This window comes from Shimia abyssi (genome assembly GCF_003014475.1).
Taxonomy (GTDB): domain Bacteria; phylum Pseudomonadota; class Alphaproteobacteria; order Rhodobacterales; family Rhodobacteraceae; genus Shimia; species Shimia abyssi.
The window spans coordinates 43,604-60,847 of sequence record NZ_PYGJ01000012.1 but is presented as its reverse complement, the minus strand read 5'-3'; the positions used below and the strand labels follow the sequence as shown (position 1 = coordinate 60,847).

The 17,244-nt window shown below is 53.6% G+C and carries 16 protein-coding genes; 5 read left to right on the top strand and 11 right to left on the bottom strand.

Features of this window, described 5'->3' with window-relative positions; all coding sequences use genetic code 11:
* Window positions 1–132 precede the first annotated feature (132 nt).
* On the top strand, window positions 133–1,035 hold the full coding sequence (locus CLV88_RS16250) for a DMT family transporter (RefSeq protein ID WP_106609464.1): 903 nt from the start codon (window positions 133–135) through the stop codon (window positions 1,033–1,035).
* Window positions 1,036–1,076: 41 nt separating this feature from the next.
* On the opposite strand, the gene CLV88_RS16245 is transcribed toward CLV88_RS16250, so the two are convergent.
* The 3 genes from CLV88_RS16245 to CLV88_RS16235 all read right to left on the bottom strand — a co-directional run bounded on the left by CLV88_RS16245 (window position 1,077) and on the right by CLV88_RS16235 (window position 5,644).
* Window positions 1,077–3,359, bottom strand: a complete 2,283-nt coding sequence (locus CLV88_RS16245) for a glycosyl hydrolase family 28-related protein (protein ID WP_106609463.1) — start codon at window positions 3,357–3,359, stop codon at window positions 1,077–1,079.
* A gap of 201 nt (window positions 3,360–3,560) precedes the next feature.
* Window positions 3,561–3,959 carry a DUF4864 domain-containing protein gene (locus CLV88_RS16240; RefSeq protein WP_106609537.1) on the bottom strand — a complete coding sequence of 133 codons (399 nt, stop codon included), beginning with the start codon at window positions 3,957–3,959 and terminating at the stop codon, window positions 3,561–3,563.
* A 98-nt stretch (window positions 3,960–4,057) separates the two neighbouring features.
* The gene (locus tag CLV88_RS16235) at window positions 4,058–5,644 is read right to left on the bottom strand and encodes a lysine--tRNA ligase (RefSeq protein WP_106609462.1); all 1,587 of its coding nucleotides are present in this window, start codon (window positions 5,642–5,644) and stop codon (window positions 4,058–4,060) included.
* Window positions 5,645–5,829: 185 nt separating this feature from the next.
* On the opposite strand from CLV88_RS16235, the gene CLV88_RS16230 reads away from it, so the two are divergent.
* The gene (locus CLV88_RS16230; protein WP_106609536.1) at window positions 5,830–6,198 is read left to right on the top strand and encodes a tellurite resistance TerB family protein; all 369 of its coding nucleotides are present in this window, start codon (window positions 5,830–5,832) and stop codon (window positions 6,196–6,198) included.
* A 15-nt stretch (window positions 6,199–6,213) separates the two neighbouring features.
* On the opposite strand, the gene CLV88_RS16225 is transcribed toward CLV88_RS16230, so the two are convergent.
* From CLV88_RS16225 to CLV88_RS16215, 3 genes are all read right to left on the bottom strand, one after another.
* Complete coding sequence (locus CLV88_RS16225) at window positions 6,214–7,260, bottom strand: alkaline phosphatase family protein (protein ID WP_106609461.1); 1,047 nt, start codon at window positions 7,258–7,260, stop codon at window positions 6,214–6,216.
* Entirely contained in the window at window positions 7,250–8,740 is a 1,491-nt protein-coding gene (gene dacB, locus CLV88_RS16220; RefSeq protein ID WP_106609460.1) for a D-alanyl-D-alanine carboxypeptidase/D-alanyl-D-alanine endopeptidase, read from the bottom strand. Before dacB ends, CLV88_RS16225 begins: the two co-directional genes overlap by 11 nt.
* A 176-nt stretch (window positions 8,741–8,916) precedes the next feature.
* Complete coding sequence (locus CLV88_RS16215) at window positions 8,917–9,519, bottom strand: nicotinate-nucleotide adenylyltransferase (protein WP_106609459.1); 603 nt, start codon at window positions 9,517–9,519, stop codon at window positions 8,917–8,919.
* Window positions 9,520–9,615: 96 nt separating this feature from the next.
* Between CLV88_RS16215 and CLV88_RS16210 the strand changes: the two genes are divergently transcribed.
* Both CLV88_RS16210 and ettA read left to right on the top strand, forming a co-directional pair.
* Window positions 9,616–10,491, top strand: a complete 876-nt coding sequence (locus CLV88_RS16210; protein WP_106609458.1) for a helix-turn-helix domain-containing GNAT family N-acetyltransferase — start codon at window positions 9,616–9,618, stop codon at window positions 10,489–10,491.
* Between the two features lie 129 nt (window positions 10,492–10,620).
* A complete protein-coding gene (gene ettA / locus CLV88_RS16205; RefSeq protein WP_106609457.1) occupies window positions 10,621–12,276 on the top strand; it encodes an energy-dependent translational throttle protein EttA in 1,656 nt (551 codons plus the stop codon).
* 77 nt (window positions 12,277–12,353) lie between these two features.
* Here ettA and CLV88_RS16200 read toward each other — a convergent pair whose 3' ends face one another.
* From CLV88_RS16200 to CLV88_RS16180, 5 genes are all read right to left on the bottom strand, one after another.
* Window positions 12,354–13,013: an N-acetylmuramoyl-L-alanine amidase gene (locus tag CLV88_RS16200; RefSeq protein WP_480935825.1), complete on the bottom strand. Its 660-nt coding sequence runs from the start codon at window positions 13,011–13,013 to the stop codon at window positions 12,354–12,356.
* Window positions 13,014–13,034: 21 nt separating this feature from the next.
* Window positions 13,035–13,892: a hypothetical protein gene (locus tag CLV88_RS16195; RefSeq protein ID WP_106609455.1), complete on the bottom strand. Its 858-nt coding sequence runs from the start codon at window positions 13,890–13,892 to the stop codon at window positions 13,035–13,037.
* Window positions 13,893–13,926: 34 nt separating this feature from the next.
* On the bottom strand, window positions 13,927–15,414 hold the full coding sequence (gene gatA / locus CLV88_RS16190) for an Asp-tRNA(Asn)/Glu-tRNA(Gln) amidotransferase subunit GatA (protein WP_106609454.1): 1,488 nt from the start codon (window positions 15,412–15,414) through the stop codon (window positions 13,927–13,929).
* Window positions 15,414–15,701 carry an Asp-tRNA(Asn)/Glu-tRNA(Gln) amidotransferase subunit GatC gene (gene gatC / locus CLV88_RS16185; protein WP_106609453.1) on the bottom strand — a complete coding sequence of 96 codons (288 nt, stop codon included), beginning with the start codon at window positions 15,699–15,701 and terminating at the stop codon, window positions 15,414–15,416. The genes gatA and gatC overlap by 1 nt, the downstream gene beginning before the upstream one ends.
* A 153-nt stretch (window positions 15,702–15,854) precedes the next feature.
* Window positions 15,855–16,898, bottom strand: a complete 1,044-nt coding sequence (locus CLV88_RS16180) for a LacI family DNA-binding transcriptional regulator (RefSeq protein WP_106609452.1) — start codon at window positions 16,896–16,898, stop codon at window positions 15,855–15,857.
* A 148-nt stretch (window positions 16,899–17,046) separates the two neighbouring features.
* On the opposite strand from CLV88_RS16180, the gene CLV88_RS16175 reads away from it, so the two are divergent.
* Window positions 17,047–17,229 carry a hypothetical protein gene (locus CLV88_RS16175; protein ID WP_106609451.1) on the top strand — a complete coding sequence of 61 codons (183 nt, stop codon included), beginning with the start codon at window positions 17,047–17,049 and terminating at the stop codon, window positions 17,227–17,229.
* Window positions 17,230–17,244: the final 15 nt, after the last annotated feature.

Below are 17,244 nucleotides of genomic sequence, written 5' to 3'. Positions count from 1 at the left end.
CGTCGGCGTCGCAAAATCAAGATATGTGCGCTTTGGATCATGTGATCCCTTTACGCGTGGGCAGCGTAAAAGGGAAGAGAAAAAAACGCGCTTCGGCTTGTCTCCTTTGACACGCCGCATCATAGAGAAGACATGACTGAAGCATCAAATGGCGAACAAGGCCAAAATCAGCCTGCGCTTGCCGCCACTTTAACCTTAGCTGCATCCGCCTTTGCCGCCGGGACAACCTTACTTGCCAAAGCATTGGGGACAAACACGCTTGGCCCCGCACTCAACCCTTTGCAAATCAGTCATGGCCGTTTTTTGTTTGCGTTCATGGCAATCTCGCTGGTTGCCATGATTATGCGCCCAAAGTTCACAAAGCCCGCGTTAGGATTGCACTTGGGGCGATCTACTTTGGGATGGGGTGGCGTCACGCTAATGTTTGCAGCAGCCGCCTTTATACCGCTGTCCGATGCCACCGCGATCAGCTTTTTGAACCCAGTTGTCGGTATGTTGCTGGCTATTCCGTTTCTCGGGGAACGCATTGGCATTTGGAGATGGGGCTCTGCCGCCGTTGCATTCGCTGGCGCATTGATCCTCGTCCGACCGGGAAGTGGAGCGATCGAACTTGGCGCTGTCCTTGCACTTGCCGCAGCTCTTTGCCTGGGTGGCGAGCTGATTTTCATCAAATTGCTCGCACGTCGCGAGAAGCCTTTTCAGATATTGTTGGTGAACAATGCAATTGGCCTCACGATATCATCAGTTGCTGTATTCTTTGTTTGGGCATCCCCGACCCCTGCACAATGGCTCGCGCTTGCGGGTGTGGGTGTCTTGATGGCGGCTGCGCAAGCGTGTTTTGTTAACGCAATGTTGCGCGCAGAAGCCAGCTTTGTCGCACCCTTTTTCTACACGACCCTAGCCTTTGCAGCTTTATATGACGCGCTGGTGTTCTCTGTGCTACCAGATTTAATTTCATGGCTCGGGGCGTCATTGATCATCGGGGCCGCTATCATTCTTGTGTGGCGGGAATCGAGATCCCGTCAAGACAACTAGATTGTTTGGGCGGCTGCAAATAGCCGCCCATACAATTGCTTCTAGTCCATTCGCATCACAACGGTTACATCGCCGCGCAACGCCGTTTCCCAATTCAATACCGCCCGATCCCCTGCCGAGCCCTGTTGCAAGCTGACATATGGAGCGGTGTAAACCGTAACATTGTTTGAGTTTTTCAACGCTGACGTCGCCACCACCGATTCAACGGATCGACACCGCCCGCCGAAGGGAAGTTTCCCGTCACTGTCCACACTCCAGCTCGAACTGACACTGTTCTGATCATGTTCTACTCTCAGCGGATTAGAGGCCGCCTTTTCAATGTTGTGGAATGTATTTCCTGTAAACAGAACATTCTTGCCTTTGGCCATATCCAGATCGGCGAAACTGGTATCCACCCTCTCGGCCCGGTCAATGGATCCGTGGATCGTGCGGAATTTGTTCCCGGTCACGTTCATCCCGGTGATGAAATGATCGCGTCCATAGGGCTTGATCACCACATAGGCAAACCAGGGTGCGACATCGCCTGAAAAGAAAACGTTGTCAGTCACAGAGAGCGCACCAAACGAAAATCCGCCCGAAAAATCGGGATCGGAGTCATATTCGTTGGTCCATTCGATCGAACAGTTGTCTATGTAGTTCCCATCAATCGTTGTGGAAGTGTATCCTTGGGACAAGACGATCCCGGCTGTGCGAACTCCGTCGTTCTCAGCGTCACCTTGGAAAAAGTGGTTGCCCGTTACAGTTGCGTTGGCACCACCAATTACGGCAAAGTGACGGAATTGGCTTGAGCGATTATTCCGCACCTTGACGTCATTTGCGTTTGTATTGATGGCAATTGTCTCGCGATCCTGGGCACGCACCCCACCTTCACGTGTAATGAATTGGCAGCGATCCACAAACATCCCCTGACACCCTTCGCCCGGAGACGTAATGCCACGCATACCGGGGCGTGTGATTGAACAATCCCGGATACGAAAAATCACGCCAGAGGGCGAAAGCAAGATACCACTAGCACGCTCATTGCAGAGAAACTCAATATTTGAAATCGACATTTGGGAAAGCCACGAGAAGCCACTAAAATCAAGCAGGTATTTGAACCGCGTGAATGTATAATTCTGCGTCCCTTGTGCGTCATAAAGCGGCTTTGTCAGTGTCACTTCCTGAGTTGCGACATTCTTGGATCGCACATAGATTTCTCGGCCTACGCCATTCCCTGTGACCAGCGAGCCAACCTGAATGTTCGCAACGTTAGAGACATTGCTCAGCGTGCGGCCTTCACTGGGAGAATATGATGCTTGGCTGGTTACGATGTCAGAATCCCACGCACTGTCGCCCGTTACGTAAAACTGCCCGTTATAAATATGGCGTTGTTGAGCAAATTCGGACCGTTTTGGCACGATCGCCTGCATATCGATCGGCTCGGTAACCGTAATGCGACGCCCACCAAGATCCAGACCTTCATGGTCTGAATTGTTGAGTAAAGACTGGAAGGCCTTCTTGAAGGCCAGCTCTTCATTGCCGAACGCGTCAATGTAAGTCGGAAGATCGAAGTTCTTGGTCAACGAGAAAATACTCGCCGCATTCATTGTGACCGTACCTTCAAATTCCACCGGCGTGGCAAATGTTACACTGCGACCAAGGAAAAAAGTCCCCTCGGAAACAAGCACTTTACGCCCGTTTGCCGCCGCATTTGCTGCTTCAAATGCATCCGCATCGTCCGAACTGCCGTCTCCTTTGGCTCCATAATCTTTTACGTCGACCCAGTTCATTATATCCCGGTGAAAGACGCTAGTGATATCCTCAATCTGGATGTCATCAATCCGCACAACCCCGCCGTTGGAACCAGTCAGGTCAAGCCCGAAATGGCCATAGACGGGTGCGTCGCCCCAAACCATATCGACGCCATTGCGGTCTCCCGATCCCACAATTGCCGAAACTTCGACTACTTCGCCGTAGCTCTGAAGAGTTGTCGAAGGGCCAACTTCTGTGAGACCTGAGACATGCCCATTGCTGCCATTCCCAGCCCAACCGGCGATTCGAACCGCAGGAAGGTTACCGCTGATGGCTTTGACCCGTGCCGTAATGCGCAGATAGCAACCGGGCAAGATAGGCGTTTCGCCCATATAGCGCAGTTTCTGCGTGCTGCTGGTTTTAAGCACTTCAAGACAGCCGCCAAAATCTTGGTCAGCAGGAACAAAAGCCGCATTTACAGCGTTTTCGTATGTGTCAGACCCCGGAGTACCGTCGCCGCTGGACCATACGTCCAGACCGTTCGCAAAATTGGGTGGCATAAACAGCACACCATCGGTAATCGCCTTGTTCATCAAATCCCTTTCCGCACCTCGGGCCATACCCAAGTGCCGGCTCATAGACTGCAAGATTTATGCTCCGATGCGCGTCACCGGAACGGACACGGGATATCAAAAAGGCTCTTTCAATGGGATTATGGGAACGTTACGGTCGTATTCTCAAAGTGCACCTGTGCTGTAAATAATTTATCAAAATCAACACTTTAAGCGTTGCTTTCAAACACCTACCTCTAGTGCTTCAAGCAATCGCACTGCACCGATACGCCATCCTTCTGACGTTTCGAGCATCTGATAGTCCAAGAAATGCACGACTCCGGTGGCGTCAGTTACAATAATTTTCTGCCAGAGGTTGCCCGCCACCTCTCGCAACTCCAAAAACTGAACGTTATCGGGCCGATAGACCATCGGATAGCCGCGACGCACCATGTTTCCAAAATTATCCGGGGTTTGGAAAAATTGCTGAATGCCATCCGAAGCAAAATCAAATGCGCCGTCAAAATCGTCGCGCTGAAATGCCTGCATTTGCTGGCGGATCACATCTTCAATGTGTTGTTCTTGCGCTGCTCCTGGAAACCCCAGGCAAACGGCAAACATGATGGCCATAAAATTCTTCATAACGAAACCCTCCACGCTGTGGTTACGCAAGGGTCGGCTCAGCGGATCAAAAGGTTGGCGCCTGAGCAGGACGCCAACCATGGTCAGCAGGCAGGTGTTCAGGAACCAGCCTGTGTAAGCTCACCAGCCAGACCGGCTTCGATCAGATCGACTGTTTCCGCTACACCGTAAAGCGCAATGAAGCCACCAAACCGAGGCCCTTGTGATGCACCAAGCAAAACCTCGTAAAGGGCCTTGAACCAGTCTCTCATCGGGTCAAAGCGGTCCCGCCCAACCGAGAACACCAGCGATTGCAATGCCTCAGCATCCAAACCGCCATCCCATGCCTTGAGCTTATCACGAAGTTCTTCAAGCGCCGCACGCTCATCCTCTGTGGGTGCGCGGTAAACCTTGGATGGCTTCACAAAATCATTGAAGTACCGCACGGCAAACCCGGCCGCATCATCCATGTCCGGATGCGTCGCGGCGCTGGTCTCTGGCGCGTACCGCTGAATGAAGCCCCAAAGCTGATCTTTCTCCTCGGCGCCGGCCACGGACGCCAAATTTAATAGCATTGCGAAAGGCACAACTAAGTTGCTCTCAGGCACGTCGCCGCCATGGATATGCCAAACAGGATTGTTCAACTGCGCCTTGATGTCTTGCCCATGATAGGCGCGCAATTGTTGATGGTATTCGTCGACAGCCTTTGGAATGACATCAAAATGCATACGCTTGGCCGTTTTGGGTTTTTGGTACATGAAATAGGCCAAGCTCTCGGCGGAGGCATATGTCAGCCACTGATCGATCGACACACCATTGCCCGAAGACTTGGAGATCTTTTGACCATTTTCATCGAGAAACAACTCGTAAGAGAAATGGTTTGGCTGGCGTCCACCCAACTTACGACAAATCGCGTCATAGATCTTTTCGTTGGTGGCGTGTTCTTTGCCATACATCTCAAAATCCACATCCAAGGCGGCCCAGCGCGCGCCAAAGTCAGGCTTCCATTGAAGCTTCACATTCCCGCCCGTAACGGGAAGAGTCCACTCCTTGCCGTCTTCGTCATCGAAGGTCACAGTGTAGGTTTCTTTGCAAACCTTCTTCATGGGTACATACAAAACACGCCCAGTTTCCGGATGGATCGGTAAGAAAATCGAATAGGATTTCTGCCGTTCCTCACGCAAGCTTTTGAGCATTATGGCCATGACATCGTCATACCGATCAACGGCCCGCTTTAGGATTTCGTCAAACTGACCGGACCGATAAAAGTCGCGCGCCGAGTAGAACTCGTAATCAAATCCAAACGTGTCCAGAAACCGGCGCAACATCGCGTTGTTGTATTCACCAAAACTTGGGTATTCACCAAACGGATCCGGAACTGATGTGAGCGGCATCTGGAGATACGTCTGCAACGCATCGGGATTAGGGACATTGCCGGGCACTTTACGCATGCCGTCAAGGTCATCGGAGAAACAGATTAACTTGGTCGGAATGTCAGAGATTGCTTCAAATGCGCGACGCACCATTGTTGTGCGCGCGACCTCTCCGAAGGTGCCAATATGCGGTAAACCCGATGGCCCATAACCCGTTTCAAACAGAACATACCCCTTTTCCGGAGCCTTGTCCTTGTACCGTTTCAGCACCCGGCGCGCTTCTTCAAAGGGCCATGCTTTCGATACGAGGGCTGCTTCGCGCAGTTCAGACATTTTCTTCTCCGGTTCAGGCGGTGTTTCGCTCCCCATACGACAATGTACAGGGCAATGCGCCGCTACCTATTGCTCCTGACGGTGCCAGTCAATATTCTGCACTGCAACGCCGTTATCGCGAGGAACGATATTTGTCCCAAGACATACTTACTCCGCTCACCCCGCAAGATTGCCTGGTCGCCGTAATGGTCGCCGTCTCTGCAAGTGACGAGAATATACGAACAGCCGAGTTGGTCAAAATCCAGTCCGCTGTGAACCATCTGCCGGTTTTTGCTGAATATGACATTGATCGCATGAAAATCGTGAGCCAAATCGTCTTCGATCTCTTCGAGCAGGAAGACGGGCTGGCGGCCTTATTTGGTTTGGTCCGTGACAATCTGCCTGAACGCTTCTTTGAAACCGCTTATGCGCTCGCATGTGACGTGGCGGCTGCGGATGGGTCTTTGGCGGAACCAGAGCTGCGCCTTCTTGAAGAAATCCGGTACGAGCTAACAATCGACAGGCTACACGCCGCCGGGATTGAGCGCGGGGCCCGCGCGCGCCACATCTCCTGACACTTTCCACTTGGGTCAGGGAATTTCTAGAATTTCGCTCATGACATCCGCGCGCGCAACATCGAGACCAAGCAGGTATTCAATGGTCGCGCGGACATCATAAAGCGACCGGTTTGGTCCAGTGACGTCGAACCCAACCGGGCGAATGCCGCTGCCATAGGCAGCTAGCCACAGGTCGCCAGTGCCTTTAATGCTCCATCGGTGCTGGCCCCAGTTTTCCCCACTTCCACGCGCGTGATCCGTTGTCACGATCAGCGTCACCCGTCGCCCTGTCGCAATCTGGCGATCAATCTCGGCGACCAAAAATTGAAGATACTGATCATATTCCCGCAAAATACGCGTGTAGTCATCATACTGGTCCAGATGCCCAGCTATGTCCGTCTCCTCAAGCCCAACGTAAATAAGTTTGCGGTTCGCTTCTTTGACGTGGACATACGCGACAGAAAATACCGCAGCATCCTTGTCGCCAAGTCTGTATCCAAACGTTTCAGAGAAATTTTCAACAACGTTGTTGGAGCGGCCCAAACAAATTTGTGTTACATCATTCGGAACGGAAAAAGCCGGGCAAAGGTCCCCATAAGTTGAAAAGAACGCCAACGCACCTTGCCCAAACGTGTCAATCACGCGCGACAAGAGTGTCTGCCCCCAAACAGGACCGCACTCGTTTCGGAAACACCATGTAAAACGCCCGGTGAATATCGAATGGTACGACGGCATACTGATGCCAATCGGATGCCCCAACTCAAACCGACTGCCGAAATCCCGCGCGCCCAAAAACGCACCCAGAGGAACCATTTCCTTCGTAAAAAAGGGCATTAACGTTTGCTCGCCTTTTGACTTGGCGAGGTCCGGGTCCAACCCTTCGAACATCTCATGCATGCGCACCCCATCCATGGTGAGCAAAATCACGGTATCCGATGGCGTTTCCAGAGGGTGCGTGTGCCATGCGCTCTGAACGAGAAACTCTGCACCAATTGCGCAGATCCAAATAGCGACAACGCCGCCCCACAAGAGCCCCCAGGTCGAAAATCGATCACCCCGGCTCTTGGGCTCAAGAGCCATAGATGCTTCCCCAACGCTCTAAAAGTGACTGCTGAAGTGTCTTCGATCTACGGTTCCACGTGCGTGCACCCTTTGGCCTTTCCCGATCCGGGCCAATCAGGCGTTTTCGTGCATCAAGGTCTGCGGTCAAGATCGCAAAGGTCATCTCCGCTCCGCCGGGGGCGTCGACATAACCCGCAAGCGCACTAACAAAGTGCAAGGTACCCGTTTTTGCGCGCACTTTCAGGGGATGAGCCTTGTCGACCTTACCGGTACGATCACGTAACGCGATCTCCTTCATGATCGGCTTTAACGCAGCTTGCCGATTGCTTAGACTCAAAACCTTGACCAGTTCATCGACACGCATCCGCGACGCCTCTCCTAGTCCCGAATGATCAACCAATCTGGCGCTCTGCATGTTCAACGTTTCCGCTGCCCAGGCGTTCATACCCTGTGCCGAACTGCGCAGATCCGAAATGGCAACGCCCCGTGCCTGACTTGCCGCCATCCCGACCATTTCAGCGGTGATATTGGTTGAATACTTCAACATTCCTTGCAGGATGTTGATCAACGGCGGGCTCTTAATCGATGCCAGAACCGAACCTCGCGGTGCACTCTGCGTAACCTTTGGCTCTTTCAGAACAATCCCGAACGCCCTCGCCAAACCCCGAAAAACTTCACCAGCGTATTTTTCCGGTTGCCGAACCGGCAGCCACCTTGCGCCACCCTGCCCAAGCGCAGACCGCGCGACCGTCCAGCGATCGGTGCCATTGACCTGCTGATATGTATAAACAGGCAAATTGCGGTTAGCGATTTTCATTTTAGCGACAGACACTTCGGGTCGATACTTGTTTGAGCGTGCGTCCATGGAAACGGCGTAACCGTTCGCGCCCTTTTTCCATTCGAAATGGACACGATTGAAATTCAGCGACAATCCCGAAATCGACGGGTTATACCCCGCTGGCGCGGGTTGTTTGTCGTCAATCTGCTCGACATGTGGCAACGCCCCGCCCCAAACGGTAAAACGCCCTTTGACTTCGCGAATTCCCGCGTCTCTCAACATACGAGCCAAATCTGCAAGACCGTTTGTATCAAGCGTTGGATCGCCACCGCCCCGCAACACCAAGTCTCCGTCTAAAACACCCCCCGACACATTGCCGACGGCGATCAATTGCGTTTGAAAACTGTGTGAAGGCCCAAGGTATTCGAGCGCATAAAGCGCAGTAAGAGCTTTGGTCACACTGGCCGGAGGTTGACCCGTGGCACCGCCATGCTGTTCAAGGATTTCTCCTGTTGCCGCATTCGCGACAGCAAAGCTCACACGCCCACTTAAACCAGCTTCCTGTAGCACCGAGTCTATGCTGGGGGCAGCCTTAACTGCGATTGATTTTGGCCGCAAAACAGGGCGAAGCGATACAGACGGCGGGTTCGCCAAAGCAGGCAACGCCGTACTCGCGAGCAAACCTGCCAAGAATTGCCTTCTTGAAAATGGGTTCTTCATGGCCTGACAGCACCCCTGCTGAACTATTTACTGAGCATATCAGAACATGTTTTAAACAGCTTTGCCAGCGTGTTAACCACTCTCATGGCGCAGAGGTCGCCACGAAAATGCAACTGATTACGCTCGGTGGCGTTATGCTCAAACCAGATAGGCGAAACATGCATCGCGAACTCTGTTCACACTGTCCAATGTCCGCTCTCTCTGATGCGACTGGAACTTTCGGCCGTCATAGGAATATTCAAAAAACACCATGCGGGTGCGTCACACAGCGCTAAGCCTCTACTCGCTTCAGACCGAATTCTATCGGATGCATACATTCGCGCGGCTTTGGCCTGCCGCGCACCAAGCCTATCGCCCGGACGCGCCAAAACGCCAACTGGAACACGCTCCATGATCTCTTGCCAATCTTTCCACTGATGAAATTGAGCAAGGTTGTCAGCACCCATCAACCAAACAAACCGGACTTTGGGATATCTGGATTGCAACAAACGTATCGTCTCAGCCGTATACTTCGTGCCCGCCTGAACTTCAAAATCAGAGACTGTGACCTTGGGATGTGTCATCAGCGCCCGTGCGGCATCCATCCTAAGCCCTAAAGGCGCAGGCCCATTGTTCTTGAGTGGATTTCCCGGTGACACCAGCCACCACACGCGATCAAGCCCGAAACGCTTTAACGCCTCCTTCGTGATCTGAACGTGCCCGGTATGTGGCGGGTCAAATGAACCGCCCAGCAACCCGACAACTTGCCCCGCAGGCACATATGGCAGTCCAAAAGTCATTGCTTGCAATACCTCTGCCCACGCAAATGTCGTGTCAACCTCAAAGCGTAATTGTCCACTTGCGCACAGGTCGAATTTAATTGACCATGGTAAACTATGACATTCGATCCGATACTCAGAGTTCGCCGCTTCAACCGCGCCATTACCCGCGAAACCGGGGCGCTGAATCAGTCATTTCTTGGCCGGGGACGCGCCCTAGGATTGGCGCGCGTCATTCACGCGATTGGTACGGTTGGCCAAGATCTGGAAAGAATCCGCGAATACCTCGGCTTGGACAAGACTTTGCTCAGCCGCTATTTGCGAACTCTCTCGGATGAAGGCCTTTTGATCGTTCAACAGGATGCGAAGGATGGCCGCAGGCGAAAGGCGACGCTCACAAGGTATGGCGAAATTGAATTCGAAGCCTATGAAAAATTATCCGAAGACAGTGCAAGAGGAATGCTGCTGCGCTGCCCTGAACCAGAAGAGTTATTAAACGCCATGGATACAATCGCGAACGCGCTGACACACGAAAGCTTGACTATCTTGCAGATATCATCAGCGGCTGATGATGCCCTAAACTGCCTGCAAGCGTATTATTCAGAGCTCTCCGAACGGCTTGACACGGGGTTTGATGTCAACTTGTCGGCTGATCCAGACGCAGCTGACCTAACACCGCCAAGAGGCTCATTTTTGGTCGCCTATCTAGATGGGCTGCCTGTTGGTTGTGTCGGCGTCAAGGGAACGGACAAAGGTTATGGCGAGATAAAACGCCTATGGGTTTCAAAAACGGCGCGCGGCCTTGGCCTCGCAAAACGTCTGATGGACAAAGCAGAAAAAGAAGCCCGCGCCCTTGGCATGAAAACTCTTCGGCTCGACACCAACTCAGCTCTTCCCGAAGCTGTCAAACTCTACCGCTCGACAGGATGGCAGGAAATCGATCGCTTCAATGATGACCCTTACCCGGATGTTTTCTTCGAAAAGCATCTCTAGACGGATTAACCTGGCCACCAGCTGCAGCTCACTCAATCAAACGCTATGCAATCCGAAATCGCTTGGCCCTCCTCTTCCGTTCCGCTATCACACCCGCCAACGTGACTTATGGCGAACGGAGTCGAGCCAATGGCATCCTATCAATACGTCTACCACATGCAGGGGGTCTCCAAGACCTACCCGGGCGGCAAGAAGTGTTTCGAGAACATCCACCTATCCTTTCTGCCCGGTGTGAAAATCGGTGTTGTCGGCGTCAACGGCGCCGGCAAATCGACCCTGATGAAAATCATGGCCGGGCTCGACAAGGATTTCACCGGCGAAGCTTGGTCGGCTGAAGGAGCTAAAGTTGGCTACCTGCCTCAGGAACCACAGCTTGATGAGTCGCTTTCGGTGCGTGAAAACGTGATGCTCGGCGTTGCCGGGAAAAAGGCGATCCTTGACCGGTACAACGAGCTGGCCATGAATTATTCGGATGAAACGGCCGATGAAATGGCCGAGCTTCAAGATAAGATCGACGCGGAAAATCTCTGGGATCTGGACAGCCAGATCGACGTCTCTATGGAGGCGTTGCGCTGCCCTCCAGATGATGCCGAAATTGCCAACCTTTCGGGTGGTGAAAAACGCCGTGTCGCGCTTTGCAAACTGTTGCTCGAAGCGCCCGAAATGCTGCTGCTCGACGAACCGACCAACCACCTTGACGCGGAAACCATCGCATGGCTGCAACAGCACCTGATCGATTACAAGGGCACAATCCTGATCGTGACACACGATCGGTATTTCCTCGACGACATCACCGGCTGGATCCTAGAACTGGATCGCGGCCGTGGTATCCCGTACGAGGGCAACTATTCCGCTTGGCTGGAGCAAAAAGCAAAACGCCTTGAGCAAGAAGCCCGTGAAGATAAATCCAAGCAGAAAACTCTGGAACGCGAACTGGAATGGATGCGTCAGGGACAAAAGGCGCGGCAGGCCAAGTCAAAGGCCCGGATCAATGCCTATAACGATCTTGCCAACCAGTCCGAGCGCGAAAAGCTGTCCCGCGCCCAGATTGTTATTCCAAACGGTCCACGTTTGGGTTCCAAGGTTATCGACGTTGAAGGTCTTGGAAAACATTATGGCGATAAGCAACTGATCGAAAACCTGGAATTCTCGCTGCCTCCGGGTGGCATTGTCGGCGTTATCGGCCCCAACGGTGCGGGTAAGTCGACATTGTTCAAAATGTTGACCGGACAGGAACAGCCAGACGAAGGCTCGGTCAGCTACGGCGACACTGTGCAGCTGTCTTATGTCGACCAGTCGCGCGACGACCTCAAGGACAATGATACCGTCTGGGAAGCGATCTCTGGCGGCGCTGAAATCATTGAATTGGGCGACGCACAGGTCAATTCTCGCGCTTACTGCTCGTCCTTCAACTTCAAAGGCGGCGATCAGCAAAAGAAACTCTCGCTTTTGTCTGGTGGTGAGCGCAACCGTGTGCACATGGCGCGCCTGCTCAAAGAAGGCGGCAATGTGCTGCTCCTCGATGAACCGACAAACGATCTGGATGTTGAAACCCTGCGCGCACTAGAAGATGCTCTGACAGAGTTTGCCGGTTGCGCCGTCGTCATTTCGCACGACCGCTTCTTCCTCGACCGGATTTGCACGCACATCCTCGCGTTCGAAGGGGATGCCCATGTTGAGTGGTTTGAAGGCAACTTTGAAGACTACGAAGAAGACAAAAAGCGGCGCCTTGGTCCCGACGCGCTGGAACCCAAGCGTTTGAAACACAAGAAGTTCTCACGCTAAGGTACGAACACCAAAATACCCGCATTCCCTCTTCAAAAAGGGGGGGCGGGTGTTTTGCGCGGCGCTGACTCAGAGTTTCAGCGCTCTATTAGGTTCGCCACGCTTTCAGCCAAAACAGCATCCTCACCATCTTGCGGCCCTGTTTTCCACGGCCGAAATCGCGCGCGAAAAGCGTCCAAAGCTGCGACCTGATCGTCTAACGAATATCCGATCCTTGCCGCGCTCTCAGACCATGGCAAACTCTTGCACAATGGATTGCCACCCAGATCAGACCAAACTGCCAACCTTTGGTGCGCTAGCCGCCGCCAGTCAAAACGCCGACCAGGGTCCTTCTTGCGATCCGGTGCCATGTCCGAATGTCCTATTACACAAGACGGAGAAAGCTCCCAGCGTTGCAGAATACCAGCAAGAAGCAATTCCAAGGCGTTCATTTGCAAATTAGAAAAGGGATGATTGCCCCGATTGGCCAATTCAATCCCGATTGATCTCGAATTCAGGTCATCCTTGCCCTGCCACATCCCTGCCCCGGCATGCCAAGCGCGAAATCGCTCGTCGACCAGCCGAATGACTTGCCCAACTTCTGTTATTAGGTAATGTGCCGAAACCTCAAATTCTGGATCACACAGCCTCTCCAACGCCGCGTCAGCCGTTTTCATTGCCGTATAGTGCAGGACGACATACTCAGGCCTCAACTCGTCCCTACGGGGTCCAAAATTTGGCGACGGGCGATCAACTATATCCAACTGCCCAGCCAAAAATCAGTTCCGGGCTGCCTTGCGAAACGGTGACGGGTCCCAATCACAAGCGTAGCCGTCCCCGTCAGGGTCCAACCCCAGCCGGTCCACTTTTGGGCCACCGCGAGACAGAAATGCGCTTTGTGCCTGATCTGCACGGGCATATTTTGCGCAGTTCTTTTCATATCTAGAAGCCGAGCTAAATCCAATGCGCTGGTAGGCGCGTGTACCTCTAGGGTTATTTGTAGATAGCGCGTAAGCCACAATATTCGGCCCGGAATTCCCGCTGCGCTTTGGCACTTCTGTTGGCTGGATCAGTGTATAATTTGCCTTGTTGCGCTCGCGCTGTGCAGCATCCGCCTCAAGCGAGCGACGCTCCCCTACTGCGGCAAAGTCATTCTCGTCCGAGATACCTGGATTGGACAAAACAGGTGGCGGTGGATTGGACGGGCTCGCTTCAAGCGGTGCTTGTCCAGAATTGGTTTGCGCGGCTGCAAGGGCTGCTTGAGTGTCTCTTGCAATGTCGGATGCATCGTTACCTGACGTGCCTGGCGCGCTAGTACGTTGCGTCGTCGCACCTGTAGTACTAGCAGCTGTTACCGTTGCGGTTGGCGCCGGGCGATTAACAGCAGACGTTGCCGACAGCGGTTCTCCCGAACTCAAGGGCTGTGCAGTAACACGTGGAGCCTCTGGTATGGTCTCCTGTGATACAACCTGTGACGGTGGAACCGCCTGCCCGCTAAGTTGCGCATCACGGCGCGCACGTGCTTGTGGTGAATTTACCTGGTTATCAAACCCAACACCCGCCGCGCTGTCCGGTATTTTTGGCTGGCATGCACCAAGTGCCACCAGCGCACATCCCGCTAGGATAAACCGTTTCATTTATTTGACCTGCTTTTCTTGCCTGGCGGCTATTTTACCACCATTTTTGCGGCTTGGCCACAAACCCGGCAGCCTGTTCCAGCGCATAGGCGGCGTTCAGCAGATCACCCTCTTCCCATGGACGCCCGATCAACTGCAAGCCAAGCGGCAAACCTTGTGAATCCAGTCCGGCTGGCACTGCAATCCCGGGCAACCCAGCGAGGTTCACTGTCACTGTAAACACGTCGTTCAGGTACATCTTAACCGGATCCGCGTCTGTCATCTCACCAAGGCCAAAAGCCGCAGACGGCGTTGCCGGGGTCAGGATTGCGTCCACACCTTGTGCGAACACATCCTCAAAGTCCTTCTTGATCAAGGCACGGACCCTGCGGGCACGGTTATAATAGGCGTCATAAAAACCTGCTGACAGAACATAGGTGCCAACCATAACGCGACGCTGCACTTCATGACCAAACCCTTCAGCACGGGTTTTTTCGTACATTTCAGTGATGCCATCACCTTGCGCCAAAGTGGCGCGCTGACCGTAGCGCACCCCATCATACCGTGCGAGGTTCGAGGAGGCCTCGGCAGGCGCAATCACATAATACGCGGGCAACGCATACTTTGTATGCGGCAAACTGATATCCACGATCTCAGCCCCAGCCACCTTGAGCATCTCGCGCCCTTCGGCCCAAAGTGCGTCAATCTCCGCAGGCATACCATCCATTTGGTACTCCTTTGGAATACCGATCTTCTTGCCGCGGATATCACCGGTCAGCATCGCCTCAAAATTTGGCACGGCCAGATCGGCACTTGTGCTGTCCTTGGGGTCATGACTGCACATCGTTTCCAGCATGATCGCCGCATCACGGACATTCTTCGTCATCGGTCCCGCCTGATCTAGCGAGCTCGCGAAGGCAACCACACCCCAACGCGAACAGCGCCCATAGGTCGGTTTGATACCCGTGATACCTACAAAGGCTGCAGGCTGTCGGATGGACCCACCTGTATCAGTCCCTGTCGCGGCAAGGCACAGATCCGCGGCGACAGCCGAAGCCGATCCACCCGAGCTTCCGCCGGGCGTCAAGGCTGTCTCTTCATTCCCACGACGCCACGGGCTAACCGCATTGCCATAGACGGACGTCTCGTTAGACGACCCCATCGCAAACTCATCCATGTTCAACTTGCCCAGCATAACTGCGCCCGCATCGAACAGGTTTTGGGTAACGGTGGACTCGTACCCTGGCACAAAACCGTTCAAAATGCCGCTGGCCGCCTGACTTGGAACACCTTTGGTGCAAAACAGATCCTTGATCCCCAGCGGCAAACCGCACATATCCGGCGCATCTCCCGCCTTGATCCGCAGATCCGCGGCCTTGGCTTGCTCTATGGCCAACTCGGGCGTGTTGTGCACAAAGGCATTCAGCGCCCCGGCGCCTTCGATCGCGGTCAAACATGCCTCAGTCAGTTCGACCGACGTCACATTACCATTGCGCAGTTTATCGCGGGCTTCAGCCAGCCCCAGCGTGTTTAGATCGCTCATTATTCAACCACCTTAGGAACCGCAAAAAAACCTTCGCGCGCGTCAGGCGCGTTGAACAGAACTTTGTCTTGCTGACCGCCATCGGTCACCACATCTTCGCGGCGCTTGAGACGCATCGGCGTGACCGACGTCATCGGCTCAACCCCATCAACATCCACTTCGTTCAGCTGCTCAATAAAGCCGAGAATCGTATTGAACTCCTGCGCCAACGCAGGCAACGCATCTTCTTCGACTTTGATGCGCGCAAGCTTGGCAACGCGCGCGGCGGTATCGGTGTCGATCGACATAAGCGGGCTCTCTCCGGTAAATACGTGCAGCAAGCGTTTACCCCTCCGCTGACCGGGGCGCAAGCGAGACTCGCCATTGCGCAAAGCCTTCGCTGCACCACTTGTTCGGGGTCAGATTAAACCGCCCGCGCCGCCAAAATGCGCACCTGTCGGTTAAACGGGCCCAAGCGAAGCACGCAGTTTGATATCCGCCTGCAACTCAATGCGCGTCGCGCCACTCGCCCCGTTTCGCATGCCTACCAACAACTTGGCCGCGCCCGCCCCCATGTTTCTGTGCGGAACATGCACAGTCGTCAGAGCCGGTGAGACAATTTCCGCAATTTCAATGTCATCAAAGCCAGTGATCGACACTTCGCCCGGTACGTCTACGCCCAATTTGTTCGCCATCGTCAGCGCACCCGCCGCCAACACGTCGTTGCCGCACAAAACAGCAGTCGGGCGATTTGTCTGCTCCATCAGGCGTTCAAATGCCTTGGCGCCATTGGAAATCGAATACGGCGTTTCAATGACGACAAGGTCAGCGGGTTCTAAGCCATTAGCCATCATGGCGTCATGCACACCGTCGCATCGTTCTCGGGCGCGGTCATTTCCCGATTTGGGTGCAGACACAAGTGCAATGCGCCTGTGCCCTTGCCGCAAAACATGTTCAGTCAAACTTGCCATTGCTTTGCGATTGTCAAAGCCAATGGAAGGTCGGGCCTGATCCTTGTTGAATGTCCAGGCGACAACATAAGGTATCTGGTGTTGCTCGAGGAATGCATAGCTTTTTTCGGTGCGATCATGTCCGATCAACAACAGAGCATCTGCACCCCGTGCCACTAGCGCGCGAATTTGCTCTTCTTCCAACTCTGGGCTGTAAGACGAACTCGCCACAAGTGTTGTGACACCATGTCGACCCAGCTCTTCCTGAAATGCCTGCAAGCCACGCGCAAAAATGGCGTTGTCCATGGTTGGAATGATTGCGCCGAACGTGTTCGTTCTTTTTGCCGCCAGCGCCCTCGCACCGAAATTCGGCGCATACCCCAATGCGTTGACCGCCTTCAGAACTTGCTCACGCGTCGCCTCTGAAACCTGAGATGGATTATTCAGACAGCGCGACACCGTTGCTGTCGAAACACGCGACATGCGCGCGACATCTTCTAATGTAGGAGACGAAGGTCGCTTACCGCTCGCCCGAGGTTGTCCCGATTTTCCCATATCTAAATCAGCCCTTAGTGCGTGGCCCTCGCCCAATAACTCCAGTTTCAACCAGTAGCAACTTATCTCGCACCACGCCAAATGTAAGCGCTTGCATAAATCAATGTAAGCGCTTACATTCATCAAGAATCGGAGTGGGGAGGCTGCTTTGTTTACATTTACTGCGATCGGTTTGTTTTCGGTCTTTGTTGCGAACGTCGTAATCGGTGCGAATGGCGGAACTCAGTTTCTTGGCGACGTCGGCGAGATGATCGTCTTGTTCTGCGCATCTTTGGCGTTTGTCGTTGTGACTTTGCAAAAAGAGACGGCCGAAAAATCAAAAGACAATTGAACACTACATGATCCA